Source organism: Rhodococcus sp. Q (assembly GCF_005503035.1).
In the GTDB taxonomy this organism is placed as follows: Bacteria; Actinomycetota; Actinomycetes; order Mycobacteriales; family Mycobacteriaceae; genus Rhodococcus_G.
Window position 1 is genome coordinate 1 of the sequence record NZ_SCOY01000005.1, and the last position, 15,929, is coordinate 15,929.

Sequence of the window (15,929 nt, forward strand, 5' to 3'; positions counted from 1 at the left end):
GTGCCGGAGGGGCAGGCGGTGCCGGGGGAGCGGCAGGTGCTGCCGGTGCGGCGGCCGGGGTGCCGGAGCCGACGACGGCGAGCTGCGCGCCGACCGCGATGGTGTCGTCTTCCTGCGCATTGATCTCGAGCAGGGTTCCCGCGACCGGGGAGGGGATCTCGGTGTCGACCTTGTCGGTCGAGACCTCGAGGAGGGGCTCGTCGACGGCGACATCGTCACCGACGGCCTTGAGCCAGCGGGTGACGGTGCCCTCGGTGACGGACTCGCCGAGCTCGGGCATGGTGACCGGGGTGCCGGATGCCGGGGCTGCGGGCGCGGCAGGCGCGGGTGCAGCCGGGGCCGCGGGAGCCTCCGCGACGGGCGCGGCGGGGGCCTCGACTGCGGGAGCCGCAGGGGCCGCGGGTGCTGCGGGGGCCTCGTCGGCGCCACCGATGACTCCGAGCTCGCCACCGATCTCGACGGTGTCGTCCTCCTGCGCAACGATCTTGGTCAGGATGCCGGCAGCAGGCGAGGGGATCTCGGTGTCGACCTTGTCTGTGGAGACTTCGAGCAGGGGCTCGTCGAGTTCAACCGTGTCTCCCTCCTGCTTGAGCCACCTCGTGACGGTTCCCTCGGTGACGCTCTCACCGAGAGCCGGCATCTGGACGGAGAAGGCCATTTCTTTTGACTCCTCGACAGTTGTGTTCGGGTTTGTGAGTTTGTCGACTTGTGGTCGAAATTCATTCTGCAGTACGGGTGCTGCCTCGGGTTGGGCTGCGATGGATGAACACGCCGTCCGAACAGCCGCGCCGCGGTGCGTACTCATCCTTACACCTACGCGGATTCGCCGTCCGATGAGGTCCGCATCACAACGTCTCACCACCCTCACAGCATTCGCTGGCACACTGCAATTGCACAGGTGTGTGGGATCGGAACGAGGTGAGCGCGATGGGGCTGCGTATGAAACTGTTCGGCTCTTCCCACCGGAAGGGTGAGCGGGTCCGCGACGAGGACGCCGCCTATCTCGCGAACTGGGCGCGTTCCCACATCGGAGTTGAGGCCTTCGTCGAACCGAAGACCACCGTCACGCCGACGACCGTCGTACTCGTCGCGAACGACGGCGCGTGGACGCGTCGCGCAGTCGGCGGTGAGCGCGGTGCCCGCAAACTCGGCCACGACCTGCGCATCCCCGTGTACGACGTGCGCAAGACCGGGTATCCGCAGCGGATGCGCGACTACGACTCGCGGCAGCGGATCCTCCGCAAACGCGCCCGGGAGGCGTGAGCGGCGACGCCGCCCGTGCGTGATCCTCACCCCCCGGGGGGAGCGAGGATCACGCACAGGCGTGCAGCACGCCTACCCGTTGGCGGCGATGTCCTCCAGAACGGTGATCATGGTGCGGACCGGGACACCGGTGCCGCCCTTCGGGGTGTATCCGAACGGGCCACCGGTGTTGTACGACGGGCCCGCGATGTCGATGTGCGCCCACTGCACGCCGTCCGCGACGAACTCCTTGAGGTACACGGCCGCCGCGAGCATGCCGCCCCACCGATGGTTGGTCACGTTCATCAGGTCCGCGACCTTCGAGTTCAGGTCGGCGCGCAGTTCCTTGGGCAGCGGCATCGCCCACGCGTTCTCGCCGACCTCCTGCGCGATGCGGGCGACGCGGTCCCGGAAGTCGTCGGTACCCATCACGCCGGATGTGCGGGTGCCGAGCGCGACCATCTGCGCACCGGTCAGGGTCGCGGTGTCGAGCAGGTAGTCGGGGTTCTGTTCGCAGGCCTTGACGATCGCGTCGGCGAGGACGAGTCGTCCCTCGGCGTCGGTGTTGACGACCTCGACCGTGGTGCCGCCGTACTGGGTGAGGACGTCGCCGGGGCGTTGCGCGGTCGCCGACGGCATGTTCTCCGCCATCGGTGCGTAGGCGTCGACCGTGACCTTCAGGCCCAGCTTCGCGGCGAGCACGACGGTCGCGATGACCGCGGCGGCGCCGCCCATGTCGGACGTCATGTTCTCCATGCCGGCGGCAGGCTTGATGGAGATGCCGCCGGTGTCGAAGGTGATGCCCTTGCCGACGAGGGCGACCTTCGTCGCGCCGCGTCCACCGGTGTGGGTGAGCCGGACCAGGCGGGGACCGCGCGACGAGCCCTTGCCGACGCCGACGATGCCGCCGTAGCCGCCCTTCTCGAGTGCCTTCTGGTCGAGGACCTCGACCTTGAGGCCTGCCGCGGTGCCCAGAGCCTTCGCGCGGGCGGCGAACTCCTCCGGGTAGAGGTGACTCGGCGGCGTGTTCACGAATTCACGTGCGGTGGCGACGGCTTCGGCGATCGCCGCGCTGCGCGCGAGAACCTTCTTGGTGGCGGCGGTGCGCGGCGAGTCCACGAGCAGCTCGACGCGGCGGACCGGCAGGGCGTCGTCCTTGGGTGCCGATTTCGCCTTGAACTCGGTGAATGTGTACGCGCCGAGGTAGAAACCCTCGGCCGCGCCTGCCAGGTCGATGAACGACAGCGTCGTCGCGGCGACTGCGGTGCCGCTCAGAGCGCGTGCGGCGGCACCCGCCGACGCGCGGACCTGCTCGGTGTCGACCGCGTCCGGGGCGCCGAGCCCGACGGCGACGATGCTCGAGACGGACAGGCCCGCCGGTGCGGGGACGCGGGTGATCTCCTCCGCCTTGCCGGTCGCGCCGACGGCGACCAGACCAGCGAGGACGGCTTCCGCGGTCGCGTCGTCGAGGGCCTCGCCGACCGAGACCTCCGGCCCGTCGGGGCCGGTGGTGAGGCCGACGACGAGCACGTCGACCCGGGCGGTGATCGAGCCGGCGAGGACGAGTTCCGGGCCGATCGGTGCGTCGGACGTGGCAGGGCTCACGGTCAACTCCTGGGGTGTAAGTGATTGCGTTGTCCGCAACTGTAGTTCGAGGCGTCACGGCGCGGCCGGCGCCGTTGCCGCGGCACCGGGACGGGTCGTCGGCGGATTCGGCGGCGTTGCAGCGTGCGCGGTCCGTTAGCGTGGTGGCATGAGCAATGCGGAACTCCAGCACGGTCCCCTCCACGCCCTCCATGTCGAACTCGGCGCCACGTTCGCGCCGTTCGGTGGATGGGAGATGCCCGTGTCGTACGCGGGAGTCGTGGCGGAGCACACCGCGGTTCGCGACACGGTCGGTGTGTTCGACGTCAGCCACCTCGGTAAGGCCTCGGTGGTCGGTCCGGGTGCCGCGGCCTTCGTGAACGCCTGTCTGACAAACGATCTCGACCGGATCGGCCCGGGCCTCGCCCAGTACACGTTGTGCGCCAACGAGACGGGCGGCGTGATCGACGACCTGATCGCGTACTTCGTCTCCGACGACGAGGTGTTCCTGGTGCCGAACGCGGCGAACACCGCCGCGGTGGTGGCGGAACTGGCGGCGCAGGCCCCGGAGGGCGTGACGGTGACGGACCTGCACCGCGACCACGGCGTGCTCGCCGTCCAGGGTCCGCGGTCGGCCGAGGTGCTCACTGCGCTCGGGTTGCCCACCGACATGGACTACATGGCCTTCGCCGACGCGGAGTTCGAGGGCTCTCCGGTGCGGGTGTGCCGGACCGGCTACACCGGCGAACGTGGTTTCGAACTGCTGCCCCGCTGGGACGACACCGCGACGGTGTTCCGTGCGCTGGTCGCGGCAGTCGAGCAGGCCGGAGGCCAGGTCGCAGGCCTCGGCGCGCGCGACACCCTGCGGACGGAGGCGGGGTATCCGCTGCACGGTCACGAACTGTCGACCGAGATCTCGCCGCTCGAGGCGCGGTGCAGTTGGGCGATCGGCTGGAAGAAGCCGCAGTTCTGGGGCCGCGACGCGCTCCTCGCGCAGAAGGCGGCCGGCCCGGCGCGAACGATGTGGGGTCTGCGTGCACTCGACCGCGGCGTGCTGCGGCAGGGGCAGTCGGTGCTGCGCGACGGCGTCGTGGTCGGAGAGACGACGTCGGGGACGTTCTCGCCGACGTTGAAGGTGGGGATCGCGCTGGCCTTGCTCGACTCGTCCGCGGGTCTGGCGGCGGGCGACGAACTGACCGTCGACGTGCGTGGCCGTGCGCTGGGGTGCGAGGTGGTCGCGCCTCCGTTCGTTCCGGTGCACACGCGCTGAAACAGGCACCTCCCGGGGCTGTGACGGAACGAAGACCCACACTCGCGCAATGTCGTGCACGGAGGGTTGGATAAGATTCGGCGCATGACTGGTGTCCTCGAATTCACGCGCGTTCCGCATCCCTCACCTGCTTCCGAGCAGGAGCGCGCGCGAGTACTGGCCGCCCCCGGGTTCGGAACGTACTTCACCGACCACATGGTGACGATCGACTACACCGAGGGCCGCGGCTGGCACGACGCCACGGTGCAGCCGTACGCACCGCTGCAGATGGATCCGGCGACGATGGTCCTGCACTACGGGCAGGCGATCTTCGAAGGACTGAAGGCATACCGCCAGCAGGACGGGTCGATCGCGTCGTTCCGGGTGTCCGCGAACGCGGAGCGCCTGAACACGTCTGCTCGGCGGATGGCGATGCCGGACCTTCCGGAGGACCTGTTCCACCGGTCGATCACGGAGCTGCTCGCCGTGGACGGCGACTGGGTGCCTGCCGCGGGCGGCGAGGACGCCCTGTACATGCGGCCGTTCATGATCTCGACGGAGGTCGGGCTCGGGGTGCGTCCGTCGAACAGCTACAAGTACCTGCTCATCGCGTCGCCGGCGGGCGCGTACTTCTCGAAGGGCGTCAAGCCGGTGAGTGTCTGGCTGTCCACCGAGTACGTGCGCGCCGCGCCGGGCGGTACCGGTGCGGCCAAGTTCGCGGGCAACTACGCGGCGTCGCTCGTCGCGCAGGCGCAGGCCGCGGAGAAGGGGTGCGACCAGGTCGTCTGGCTCGACGCGATCGAACGCACCTACGTCGAGGAGATGGGCGGGATGAACCTGTTCTTCGTCTTCGGTTCCGGCTCCGAGGCGCGCCTGGTCACCCCCGAACTGTCGGGTTCACTGCTGCCGGGCATCACCCGCAACTCCCTGCTCACCCTCGCCGCCGACGCCGGGTACGCCGTCGAAGAGCGTCGGATCAGCACCGCCGAGTGGCGTGAGAAGGCGGCCTCGGGCGAGATCACCGAGGTGTTCGCCTGTGGCACCGCCGCGGTCATCACTCCGGTCGGCACGGTCAAGTCCGCCGAGGGCGAGTTCACGGTCAGCGGCGGCGAACCGGGTGAGGTGACGATGGCGCTGCGTGACACCCTCACCGGCATCCAACGGGGCACCTTCGCCGACACCCACGGCTGGATGACCACCCTGGCCTGACACGGTCGGTCGAGGTCGGCCGCGCTGATCACGCGGCCGACCGTGGCGGAGCCCGCCCCGGAGTCGGCGCGCAGCACCACGCCGGGGTCGAGCACGCGCTCGGCCCGGCTCGCGAGCCGGCGGGTGGCGCCCGGTGTGCGTCGGACGACCTGCCGGGCCTGGCCGGTACCTGCTGAGGCGCAGGTCAGCCTCCGACGAGGAACCCGACCGCGGTCACGGCGACGGACACCTCGATCGCAGCGCCGAGGACGTCGCCGGTGACGCCACCGAACCGGCGGGCACAGTGCCGGGTCAGTCCGAGCGCCAGCGCCAATGCGGCGGCGGCGACCACGGGACCCTGCCACCAGCGGTCCGGGACCGCGAACACCGCACCCGCGACGAGGACCGTCGACCACGCCGCGCACACCGATGCCCTCTGCGTCCCCGCGACGAGAGCGCCGAACCCGGTGGGGGCGGCCGCGGGCAGGGTGGTCCGGCAGGTGAGGACGGCCGCGACACGGCCCGCCGCCACCGCCGTGACGATCGCGGCCCACTGTCCGCCCGAGGCGAGTGCGCCGAACGAGAGTGCCTGTCCGCCAAGGCAGATCAGGAGTGCGGCCGCGCCGAAGGGTCCGACGCCGCCGCTGCGCATCACCTCGAGTGCGCGGTCAGGTGCGCCGTAACAGCCGAGTCCGTCGACGGTGTCGGCGAGCCCGTCGACGTGCATGCCCCGGGTCACCAGTGCCAACGCGGCAACGGCGATCAGCCCGGCGAGGGCGGGGTCGAGCGACGCACGGAGGGCGATCCACAGCACCGCGGCGGCGGCCGCTCCGAGCAGCAGTCCGACCAGTGGCGTCGAGGTGATCGCGCGTCGGCCCGACGTCCGGTCGATCGCCGGGCCGTCGTCGCGATGCGGGACGGGCAGGACCGTCAGCCAGGACAGCGCCAGTCGCAACCCGCCGAGCACCGGACTACTCCGCTGACTCGGGCTCGGACTCGGGGGCGGCGTCCCGGGTGCTCACGCCCGCGTCGTCGAAGGTCGCCATGTTCGCGAGGGTCGCGACCGCGCCCTGCAGGATCGGATAGGCGACGAGCGCCCCCGACCCCTCGCCCAGGCGCATGCCGAGGTCGATGATCGGATCGAGCTGCAGCTGTCGCAGCGCCACGGCATGCGCCGGTTCGGGGGACCGGTGGCCGGCGACCCACCATTCGCGGGCGCCGGGAGCGAGGTCCTCGGCGACCAACGCTGCCGCCGTGACGACGACCCCGTCCACGATCACCGGCGTGCGCCGCACCGCTGCCTGCGCGAGGAATCCCGCCATCGCGGCGAGGTCCGCGCCGCCGCCGATCCGGAGCAGCGCCACCGGATCGGCGACGTGGGGACGCACCCGTCGGAGGGCATCGCGGATCGCCGCGGTCTTCCGTGACCAGCCCGCATCGTCGACGCCGGTGCCTCGGCCCACGGCAGCCACGGGTTCGGTGTCGGTGAGCGCCGCGATCAGCACGGTCGCCGGTGTCGTGTTGCCGATGCCCATCTCGCCCGCGATCAGCAGGTCGGCGCCCTCGTCGACCTCGGCGTCCGCGATGGCGCGGCCCGCGTCGATCGCCCGGACGACCTCGTCCTGGGTCAGGGCGTCCTCGCGGTCGATGGCGCCACTCGAGCGGCGAATCTTGAACTGGGAGACGGTGGGATCGGTGTCGGCGTCGACCGAGATGTCGACGACGCGGACACCGGCGCCGGTGGTCGCGGCGAGGGCGTTCACCGCGGCCCCTCCGGAGGTGATGTTGGCGACCATCTGAGCGGTAACCTCGGCGGGGTACGCGGACACACCGTGCCGGGCGATGCCGTGGTCACCCGCGAACACCACCACCCGCGGGCGCGTGAAAACCGTGGGAGGGCACTCGCCCTGGCATGCGGCGACCCACGCGGACAGGGCCTCGAGGCGACCGAGCGACCCCGCGGGCTTCGTCAGCTGAGCCTGCCGGGCATTGGCGGCGGAGCGGACCATGGCCGACGGTGCGATGACCGGGTCGAACGTCACGGACTCGGAGGTCGAGTTCGAATCGGTTGTCACAGTGGGCCTTTCGTTGGATGCCGAGGCATGATCACTTCAATCGGACCGTCAGGCCCGCGACGGAGAGCAGTACCTCGTCGCACACCTGTGCCAGCCTGCCGTTCAGGGCGCCGATCTCGTCCCGGAACAGCCTGCCCGACCGGGTCTCGGGAATGACACCCAGCCCCACCTCCGGGCTGACCAGCACCAGCATTCCGGCGTGGCCGGAGACCGCGTCGACCAGGTCGTCGCAGCGGGTGCCGATCGTGCCGCGCGGCGCATCCCACGCGTCGGCGGCGTCGAGTTCGGTGGTGAGCCATGTTCCGAGATCGTCGACCAGCGTCGGCGGACCGCCCGCACGCAGGAGTTCGGCGAGGCCGGGTCCCGATGCGCTCTCCAGGGTCGTCCAGTGCGCAGGTCGGCGTCTGCGGTGCTCCTCGATCCGGTCGGCCCAGTCGGTGTCGTCGGGATCGAGCGCGGACGTTGCGATGTACCGGACCGCGCCTGCAGGCATCAGGGACTCGGCGTGGCCGGACTTGCCGGAACGAGCCCCGCCGAGAACCAGGGTGCGATGCGCGGCGGTGGACACGCGCTAGACGGTACCAACGGCCTCGGCGGCGTCTCCGAAGCGTCGGCGGTACTCGGCAGGCGCGAGTCCGCGCTGCCGCTGGAAGTGGTGACGCAGCAGGGCGGCGGACCCGAATCCGCAGCGGTGGGCGACGTCCTCGACGGGAAGATCGGACCGTTCCAGCAGATCCTGCGCGAGAAGTACTCGCTGTGCCGTGAGCCATCTTCCGGGAGTGGTCCCGGTCTCGGCGGCGAACCTGCGGGCGAAGGTGCGAGGGGACATCGCGGCGCGGGACGCCAACGATTCGACCGTGTGCGGTGCGGCGAGATGGTCGCCGAGCCAGTCGAGCAGGTCGGCGACGCCACCCGCGGCGCAGTCGGGGGTAGGACGTTCGATGAACTGCCGTTGACCGCCGTCGCGCTGCGGTGAGGTCACCATGCGCCGGGCGATGGTGTTCGCGACGTCGGACCCGAGTTCGCGGCGAACGACGTGCAGACAGGCGTCGATGCCCGCGGCGGTGCCCGCGCTGGTGACCAGCGCACCCTCGTCGACGAAGAGGACGTCCGGGTCGACGGTCGTCGCAGGGAACGCGCGGGCGAGTTCCTCGGTGTGCATCCAGTGCGTGGTGCACCGGCGCCCGTCCAGCAGTCCCGCGGCCCCGGCGAGGAAGGCGCCGGAGCACACCGACAGGACGATGGCGCCGGACTCGGCGGCAGATCGGATCGCGTCGACGGCGTCGGGCGGATAGTTGTCCCGGATCGTCGTGGCCGAGAGGACGACGAGGTCGGCGCCCGCGAGCCCGTCGAGGCCGTGGTCCGGGGTGAGGGTGGTGCCGGAGATGTTGGTGCGCAGGGGAACTCCGGCCTCGATGCCGCAAACGCGGAAGTCGAAGGCGGGCACACCGGTAGCCGACCGGTCCAGGCCGAACACCTCGCAGGTGGTGCCGAACTCGAACATTGCCACCCGGTCCAGGAGGAGGACCGACACGCGCGACAGCATGACTTCAGTCTATGGCGCTATCTTGACGGTGTTTGTCATTGCTGCCACTTTCGGCAGCAATTATTCGGTCGAAGAATTACTGCCATGAACGACACCATGAGTCGGGCCGTCGCAGCGGTGTTCACGAAGGGCCGACAACGAGCACGAAGGAATCGTCACCTCGTCGACCCGCGCCGCGGAGCGGAGGCCGTCACCGACCGGGATGTCGAACGCATCGCCGCCGACATGACGGTTCTCCGGGGGAGAGCACCGCACAACTGACCTCGATGCCGGCGGGACGCGGCCCGCCGGCATCGAGGTCGGACGGCGCCGAGATCAGACGGCGTCGCCGGGGGAGACGCGGGGCTGCGGGGCACGCATCTTGCGGATCTGCGACGAGCGCACGAACGCATACCAGCCGAGCTTGAATCCGCCGTCGATCGAATCCGGGAAACGCTCGCGGACCTTGTTGTTGATCTGACGTCCCATGATCACGCCCTCGACGACCATGAACAGCATCATCACGAACATGACCAGCGTGACGATCGCCTGCATCGCGGGATTGAGGAACATCGCCATGATCAGCAGCACCGCCAGCGGCATGAACATGCCGACCAGGTGACGACGCGAGTCGACGAGGTCGCGCACGTAGGCCCGGACCTCGCCCTTGTCGCGGGGCAGGAGGTACTTGTCCTCGCCCGCGAGCATCCGGGCGCGCCGATCCGCGGCGTCCGCACGCCGCTCGGCGGCGGCCGCCTTGCGCTGCTCCTTGTCGCCGCGGCTCTCCTTGCGCCTGGCCCGTGCCTCCTTGGAGGTCATGGGTGCGGGCGTGACCGGGCCGCGTCGCTTGCCTTCCGCCTCGCGGCGGGACGGCGTCGGCCTGCCCTTGCCTTCGGTGACAGCGGACGGTGCCTTCGAGCTCGGCTCGGTGGCGGTCGACTCGTCGACCCCGGCGTCACCGGCGTCACCGTTGTCGGGATTGTCGGGGTTTCCACGGCGCAGCAGTTTCACGTCACCAGGCTACTTGCCTGCGGGTACTCCTTTCGACCCCGCTCACCCGTCCCGCCCGATCGGCGGCAGGGCCCGCCCGCCGATCCGGTCCTACACTCGCCCGATGCGAGTGCTCATCGCTCCCGATTCGTTCGGCGACACCCTCACCGCGGTCGAGGCGGCCGCCGCGATCGCCGCCGGGTGGACGCGGGCCCGCCCCGGCGACGACCTGGTGTCGGCGCCGCGCTCCGACGGCGGGCCCGGCTTCGTCGACGTCCTGGCGGTTCACGGCGGTCTGATTCGTGAGGCCGCCGTGTCGGGCCCCCTCGACGAACGCGTCGTCGCCAGGTGGGTGCAGGCAGGCGATACCGCCTACGTGGAATCGGCGCAGGCATGTGGCCTGCACCTGCTCCGACCCGAACCTGCCACCGCCCTCGCCGCGCACAGCACCGGAGTCGGCGAACTGGTGGTCGCGGCGCTCGACGCGGGCGCGCGCACCGTCGTCGTCGGGCTCGGTGGCAGTGGCTGCACCGACGGCGGTCGCGGTCTGGTCACCGCGCTCGGTGGCACACCCGACGCCGCCGGGCTGGCCGCAGCGCGTGAGCGGCTCGCCGGTGTGCGTCTCGTCGCGGCCACGGATGTCGAGAATCCGCTCCTGGGACCGCGGGGCGCGGCCGCGGTGTTCGGACCGCAGAAGGGCGCCGATCCCGCCGCCGTCGACGAACTCGAACGCCGCAACGCCGCTTGGGCGCCGATTCTCGACGCCCAAGCGGGCGGTTCCGTGTCCGGCGCCGTCGGTGCGGGCGCCGCGGGCGGTCTCGGCGCCGCGCTCCTCGCGCTCGGGGCGCAGCGACGATCGGGCGCCGACGTGGTGGCCGACGTCACCGGACAGGACGCCCTGCTCCGCGACTCCGACGTCGTCGTGACCGGCGAGGGCCGGTTCGATCGCCAGTCCCTCGGCGGAAAGGTCGCGGTCGCAGTGGCCCGCGCCGCCCGCATCCACGGTGTTCCCGTGGTCGTTCTCGCAGGTCAGGTCGCTGTCGACAGGACCGATTCCGACCTGGCGGAACTCGGCCTGCGAGGCGTCCATTCCGTCGCCGAGCACGCCGGATCGGTACAGCTGGCGATGGACGACGCGGCGACGCAACTGGCCGACCTGGCCGCGCGCGTCGCACGGACGTGGTGATCGCCGCTCGAAACAGCACGCCGACGGCGGGAATAGTGCGGCGGAGAGTACGGTTGACATGTTCACGGTTTTGGTACGAGCGAACAGGGAGAGTCCATGTCAGTGCAGAACGAGAGTGCCGTTCAGTCCGAAGGTGCGGTGCAGGACGAGGCTGCACACAAGGTCGTGATGAGCGACGCCGCCGCCTCGAAGGCGAAGGCTCTGCTCGACCAGGAAGGTCGCGACGACCTGGCCCTGCGTATCGCCGTTCAGCCGGGTGGCTGCGCCGGACTCCGGTACCAGCTGTTCTTCGACGACCGCTCTCTCGACGGTGACCTCGTCGTCAACTTCGGCGGTGTGAACCTCGCCGTGGACCGGATGAGCGCACCGTACGTCGAGGGCGCCACCATCGACTTCGTCGACTCCATCGAGAAGCAGGGCTTCACGATCGACAACCCGAACGCCACCGGCTCCTGCGCCTGCGGCGATTCGTTCAACTGATCGCACCGCACCCTCCCCGCCGGCGCGGCATCCACTCGGGTGCCGCGCCGGACGTGTGTCCAGGGGTGGTGCGCCCGGCGGGTAGCGTGTGCACTTTGCACCCGTCGAACTGAAAGGTCAGCGCGTGACAATCGCGGTCACCGGTTCCATCGCCACCGATCACCTGATGCGTTTCCCCGGACGCTTCGCCGAGCAGTTGATCGCCGATCAGCTGCAGCACATCTCGCTCAGCTTCCTCGTCGACGACCTCGTGGTCCGGCGCGGTGGCGTGGGCGGCAACATCGCGTTCGCGATGGGTGTGCTCGGCGGATCGCCGCTGCTGGTCGGAGCGGTCGGAGCAGACTTCGCCGAGTACCGGGGCTGGCTCGAGAAGCACGGTGTCGACTGCGGCGCCGTTCACGTGTCCGAAGTCGCGCACACCGCTCGTTTCGTCTGCACGACCGACGAGGACATGGCGCAGATCGCGTCGTTCTACCCCGGTGCGATGAGCGAGGCCCGGGACATCTCCCTCGCCGACCTGCCCGCGGGCGTCGACCTGGTCCTGGTCGGCGCGAACGACCCCGCCGCGATGGCACGGCACACGCAGCAGTGCCGCGAGCTCGGGCTCCCGTTCGCGGCGGACCCGTCGCAGCAGCTGGCGCGGCTCTCCGGCGCCGAGGCACGCGAACTCATCGGCGGCGCCGAGTACCTGTTCACCAACGAGTACGAGTGGGCGCTGCTGCTCCAGAAGACCGGCCTGACCGAGAAGGAGGTCGCCGATCAGATCGGTCTGCGCGTCACCACTCTCGGCGCGAAGGGCGTCGAGATCGTCGACCGCGAGGGCAACTTCGTCCACGTCGGCGTCGTCCCGGAGCGGGCGAAGGTCGATCCGACCGGTGTCGGCGACGCCTTCCGTGCCGGATTCCTGACGGGCCGCAGCGCCGGACTCGGCCTCGAGCGGTCCGCGCAGCTCGGGTCGCTGGTCGCGGTGCTGGTCCTCGAGACCGTCGGGACCCAGGAGTGGACCCTCGACCGGGACGACGCCGTCAAGCGTCTCGCGGAGGCGTACGGCACCGAGGCCGCCGAGGAGATCGCCACCCTGCTGAAGTAGCAGGCGGCTGCGCCGCCCGTGAATCCTTCCGGTCCCGTGTCGGGCCGAGAGGACTCACGGGCGCGACGCGCCCTACACGTGGACCGGGTACACCGGCTCCTGGATCTGCGGCACGATCCGCTTCTCGACGAAGATCCCGTGCCACACCATGAAGCACAGCACCGTCCACAGGCGACGGCTGTGATCCGACGTGCCCGCGCGGTGCTCGTTCAGCATCGACGCCACCGCGGCCTTGTCGAAGATGTGGTCCGTCTGCGAGTCCGCGATCTGCTGGTGCGCCCAGTCGAACAGTTCGGTGCCTGCCAGCCAGTGCCGCAGCGGAACCGGGAAGCCCAGCTTCGCGCGGTGCAGCACGTGCGCCGGGACGATCCCCTCGAGCGCCTGCCGCAGTGCGTACTTGGTGGTGCTCTTGGTGATCTTCTGATCCAGCGGCACCTGTGAGGCGACCTCGAAGACCTCGGTGTCGAGGAACGGCACGCGCAACTCGAGCGAGTTCGCCATCGTCATCTTGTCGGCCTTGACGAGGATGTCGCCGCGCAGCCAGGTGAACAGGTCCAGATGCTGCATCCGCGCGACCGGATCCCAGCCCGCAGACTGCGCATAAATCGGCGCGGTGACGTCCCGGTGCGTCCACTCCGGGCGGAAGTCCCGCAGCACGGCCCGCAGCTGTGCGTCGTTGAAGCTGCGGGCGTTGCCGTAGTAGCGCTCCTCGAGGGTCATCGAACCGCGGTTGAGGAGGCTCTTGCCCCGAGTGCCTTCGGGGATCCGCTCCGACAGCTTCCCGGCGGCCCGGCGCAGAGGCGCGGGCAGGTATTCGAACGGCTTGAGCGACAACGGTTCCCGATAGATGGTGTACCCGCCGAACAGCTCGTCGGCGCCCTCGCCCGACAGCACCACCTTGACGTGCTTACGGGCTTCCTTCGCGACGAACCACAGCGGCACGAGTGCGGGGTCCGCCACCGGATCGTCCAGGTACCAGATGATCTCGGGAATCGCAGCGGCGAACTCGGCGGGGGAGACGACCTTCACGATGTGGCGGGCGCCGATCGCGGCGGCCGACTCGGCGGCCACGTCGACCTCCGAGTAGCCCTCGCGTTCGAATCCGGTGGTGAAGGTGATCAGCTTCGGGTTGTGCCGCATCGCCAGCGCCGCGATCGCCGTCGAGTCGATGCCGCCGGACAGGAACGAGCCGACCGTGACGTCCGCGCGCATGTGCTTGGCGACGGAGTCCTCGAGCGCCTCCGCGATCTCGCGGTAACGAACCTGCTCCGAGCCGGGCGCGAACGGCCGCACCGGGAATTTCGGGGTGAAGTACCGCGTGATCCGCGGCTGCTCGCCGGGACGCACCCACGCGTAGGAACCGGACTCGAGACGCCGGATGTCGGCGTGCAGCGATTCCGGCTCCGGGACGTACTGCAGGACCGTGTAGTGCTCGATCGCCCGCGGATCGAGATCGGTGTCGATGCCGATGACGTCGGCCAGTTCGAGCAGGCTCTTCTTCTCGCTGCCGAACGCCGTCCCCGCGGATCCGGACGCCAGGAACAGCGGCTTGATGCCGAACGGGTCCCGGGCGATGAACAGTTCCCGCTTCTCGGTGTCCCAGATCGCGAAAGCGAACATGCCGCGCAGCCGGCTCACCGCATCCGAACCCCAGTGATGGAACGCCGCGACGATGGCCTCGCTGTCACCCTCGGTGGCGAACTCGGCGCCGTGGTCGCGAGCGAGTTCCTCGCGCAACTCCAGGTAGTTGTAGATCTCGCCGTTGAACGTCAGCGCATACCGGGTCGGGTTGTCCGCGGGACCCCAGCGCAGCGGCTGGTGCGAATGCTCGATGTCGATGATCGAGAGTCGGTTGAAGCCGAAAACGAGGTCGTCGTCGTGCCACGTGCCGTGCTCGTCGGGGCCGCGATGACGCAGGCAGTGCATCGCGGAATCGACCCGGGCGACGGTGTCGTCGGAGGTTCCGTCCGAGGTCAGTAACCCGAGCAGTCCACACACAGCGTCCAATACCTCTATTCGCTTCGGGGGCACCTCCGCACCGGCGTGAACAGGTGGGGAGGAAGTTGCCGATTGATTCTGCCGAGTATGCCGCAGACCCGCCGAACCGCTGGGTGTGACCCGGGAGTGGATAGGCGACGGCTTTGGTCTACGCTGCGTAGTATTCGGGTGGTCCGCTGGGCTGCCCCTATCAATTTTGCGGCGATCAGGAAGGCGTGAACGTGGCGCAGAGTCGGATCCTTCGGCGAGCGGGGCTAGTGGTCTCATTGGGACTGGCCGCCATGCTGCTGTCGGGATGTTCGATCGACAATTCGGTGCTTCGCTTCGGATGGCCGTCGGGCATCACCCCCCAGGCCGAGCGGATGCGCGAACTGTGGACCTGGTCGGTCATCGCCGCCCTGTTCATGGGCGTGATCGTGTGGGGCCTGACGTTCTGGACGGTCATCTTCCACCGGAAGAAGAAGGACTCGCCGGAGTTCCCGAGGCAGACGGCCTACAACGTGCCGCTCGAGCTGTTCTACACAGCCGTGCCGTTCGTCATCATCGCCGTGCTGTTCTACTTCACCGTGGTCGTGCAGAACTACGTCCACGAGAAGAAGGAAGACCCGAACGTCGTCGTCGACGTGACCGCATTCCAGTGGAACTGGAAGTTCGGTTACCGGTCGATCGATCTCGGTGAGGGCACGGCGAAGTACGACGGCGTCGACAAGGAAGCTCAGGCCGCGGCCGAGGCTCCGGCCGAAGAGCAGATCATCCACGGCAAGGCCGTCCCCCCGCCGCTCGCCGGCAAGGGTGAGCACGACCTGTCCTACCTGCGCTACGACACCATCGAGACCGTCGGCAGCAGCACCGAGATCCCGATCCTGGTCCTTCCGACCGGCAAGCGGATCGAGTTCGTGCTCGCCGCGTCCGACGTCATCCACGCGTTCTGGGTTCCGGAGTTCCTCTTCAAGCGGGACGTCATGCCGAACCCGAAGGAGAACCACTCCGACAACGTCTTCCAGATCAGTGAGATCCAGAAGGAAGGCGCGTTCGTCGGCCGCTGCGCCGAGATGTGCGGCACGTACCACGCGATGATGAACTTCGAGGTCCGCGCCGTGAGCCCGGAGAAGTTCGAGCAGTACATCGAGCTGCGCAAGCCCACCGACGAGGGTGGCAAGGGCATGACGACCGCGGAGGCTCTCGACGCGATCGGTGAGTCGCCGGTTGCGACGTCGACGACACCGTTCAACACCGATCGCACCTACCGCCAGGCCACCGAGGTTCTCGAGGGCGAATACCAGTAGGCGCGCCGGGCATGCAGGGCATGCCGCGCCACTGGC

The 15,929-nt window shown here is 69.6% G+C and carries 16 protein-coding genes; 8 read left to right on the top strand and 8 right to left on the bottom strand.

What is annotated here, in order from left to right; translation table 11 throughout:
* Positions 1 to 658, bottom strand: a 658-nt coding sequence (locus FFS72_RS06995; RefSeq protein ID WP_283235406.1) for a biotin/lipoyl-containing protein, incomplete at its 3' end; no start/stop codon positions are given.
* 269 nt (positions 659 to 927) lie between these two features.
* On the opposite strand from FFS72_RS06995, the gene FFS72_RS07000 reads away from it, so the two are divergent.
* Positions 928 to 1,263 (top strand): oxidoreductase, encoded by a 336-nt coding sequence (locus FFS72_RS07000; protein WP_502704084.1) that lies wholly within the window; start codon positions 928 to 930, stop codon positions 1,261 to 1,263.
* A 72-nt stretch (positions 1,264 to 1,335) separates the two neighbouring features.
* Here the strand turns inward: FFS72_RS07000 and FFS72_RS07005 are convergent, their stop codons facing one another.
* The gene (locus tag FFS72_RS07005; protein ID WP_137873269.1) at positions 1,336 to 2,847 is read right to left on the bottom strand and encodes a leucyl aminopeptidase; all 1,512 of its coding nucleotides are present in this window, start codon (positions 2,845 to 2,847) and stop codon (positions 1,336 to 1,338) included.
* A gap of 148 nt (positions 2,848 to 2,995) precedes the next feature.
* On the opposite strand from FFS72_RS07005, the gene gcvT reads away from it, so the two are divergent.
* Both gcvT and FFS72_RS07015 read left to right on the top strand, forming a co-directional pair.
* Positions 2,996 to 4,096, top strand: a complete 1,101-nt coding sequence (gene gcvT / locus FFS72_RS07010) for a glycine cleavage system aminomethyltransferase GcvT (protein WP_137873270.1) — start codon at positions 2,996 to 2,998, stop codon at positions 4,094 to 4,096.
* An 84-nt stretch (positions 4,097 to 4,180) separates the two neighbouring features.
* Complete coding sequence (locus FFS72_RS07015; protein WP_137873271.1) at positions 4,181 to 5,284, top strand: branched-chain amino acid aminotransferase; 1,104 nt, start codon at positions 4,181 to 4,183, stop codon at positions 5,282 to 5,284.
* A gap of 184 nt (positions 5,285 to 5,468) precedes the next feature.
* On the opposite strand, the gene FFS72_RS07020 is transcribed toward FFS72_RS07015, so the two are convergent.
* The 4 genes from FFS72_RS07020 to FFS72_RS07035 form a co-directional block, all read right to left on the bottom strand.
* Positions 5,469 to 6,230 (bottom strand): adenosylcobinamide-GDP ribazoletransferase, encoded by a 762-nt coding sequence (locus FFS72_RS07020; RefSeq protein ID WP_137873272.1) that lies wholly within the window; start codon positions 6,228 to 6,230, stop codon positions 5,469 to 5,471.
* 4 nt (positions 6,231 to 6,234) lie between these two features.
* The gene (gene cobT, locus FFS72_RS07025; protein WP_249353189.1) at positions 6,235 to 7,272 is read right to left on the bottom strand and encodes a nicotinate-nucleotide--dimethylbenzimidazole phosphoribosyltransferase; all 1,038 of its coding nucleotides are present in this window, start codon (positions 7,270 to 7,272) and stop codon (positions 6,235 to 6,237) included.
* Between the two features lie 97 nt (positions 7,273 to 7,369).
* On the bottom strand, positions 7,370 to 7,831 hold the full coding sequence (locus FFS72_RS07030; RefSeq protein ID WP_502704089.1) for a bifunctional adenosylcobinamide kinase/adenosylcobinamide-phosphate guanylyltransferase: 462 nt from the start codon (positions 7,829 to 7,831) through the stop codon (positions 7,370 to 7,372).
* Positions 7,832 to 7,909: 78 nt separating this feature from the next.
* Positions 7,910 to 8,884, bottom strand: coding sequence for a helix-turn-helix domain-containing protein (locus tag FFS72_RS07035; protein ID WP_137873275.1), 975 nt, complete (start codon positions 8,882 to 8,884; stop codon positions 7,910 to 7,912).
* An 84-nt stretch (positions 8,885 to 8,968) separates the two neighbouring features.
* Between FFS72_RS07035 and FFS72_RS26365 the strand changes: the two genes are divergently transcribed.
* The gene (locus FFS72_RS26365) at positions 8,969 to 9,145 is read left to right on the top strand and encodes a hypothetical protein (protein WP_171018585.1); all 177 of its coding nucleotides are present in this window, start codon (positions 8,969 to 8,971) and stop codon (positions 9,143 to 9,145) included.
* 54 nt (positions 9,146 to 9,199) lie between these two features.
* Here FFS72_RS26365 and FFS72_RS07040 read toward each other — a convergent pair whose 3' ends face one another.
* Entirely contained in the window at positions 9,200 to 9,874 is a 675-nt protein-coding gene (locus FFS72_RS07040; protein WP_137873276.1) for a DUF3043 domain-containing protein, read from the bottom strand.
* 103 nt (positions 9,875 to 9,977) lie between these two features.
* Here FFS72_RS07040 and FFS72_RS07045 point away from each other — a divergent pair, with 103 nt between their 5' ends.
* The 3 genes from FFS72_RS07045 (at position 9,978) to FFS72_RS07055 (ending at position 12,609) form a co-directional block, all read left to right on the top strand.
* Positions 9,978 to 11,039: a glycerate kinase family protein gene (locus tag FFS72_RS07045; RefSeq protein ID WP_137873277.1), complete on the top strand. Its 1,062-nt coding sequence runs from the start codon at positions 9,978 to 9,980 to the stop codon at positions 11,037 to 11,039.
* A 96-nt stretch (positions 11,040 to 11,135) separates the two neighbouring features.
* On the top strand, positions 11,136 to 11,519 hold the full coding sequence (locus tag FFS72_RS07050) for a HesB/IscA family protein (RefSeq protein ID WP_050064984.1): 384 nt from the start codon (positions 11,136 to 11,138) through the stop codon (positions 11,517 to 11,519).
* A gap of 124 nt (positions 11,520 to 11,643) precedes the next feature.
* Positions 11,644 to 12,609, top strand: a complete 966-nt coding sequence (locus FFS72_RS07055) for a carbohydrate kinase family protein (RefSeq protein WP_137873278.1) — start codon at positions 11,644 to 11,646, stop codon at positions 12,607 to 12,609.
* A 72-nt stretch (positions 12,610 to 12,681) separates the two neighbouring features.
* Here FFS72_RS07055 and asnB read toward each other — a convergent pair whose 3' ends face one another.
* The gene (gene asnB / locus FFS72_RS07060; protein ID WP_137873279.1) at positions 12,682 to 14,607 is read right to left on the bottom strand and encodes an asparagine synthase (glutamine-hydrolyzing); all 1,926 of its coding nucleotides are present in this window, start codon (positions 14,605 to 14,607) and stop codon (positions 12,682 to 12,684) included.
* 215 nt (positions 14,608 to 14,822) lie between these two features.
* On the opposite strand from asnB, the gene ctaC reads away from it, so the two are divergent.
* Entirely contained in the window at positions 14,823 to 15,893 is a 1,071-nt protein-coding gene (ctaC, locus tag FFS72_RS07065; RefSeq protein ID WP_137873280.1) for an aa3-type cytochrome oxidase subunit II, read from the top strand.
* Positions 15,894 to 15,929 lie beyond the last annotated feature (36 nt).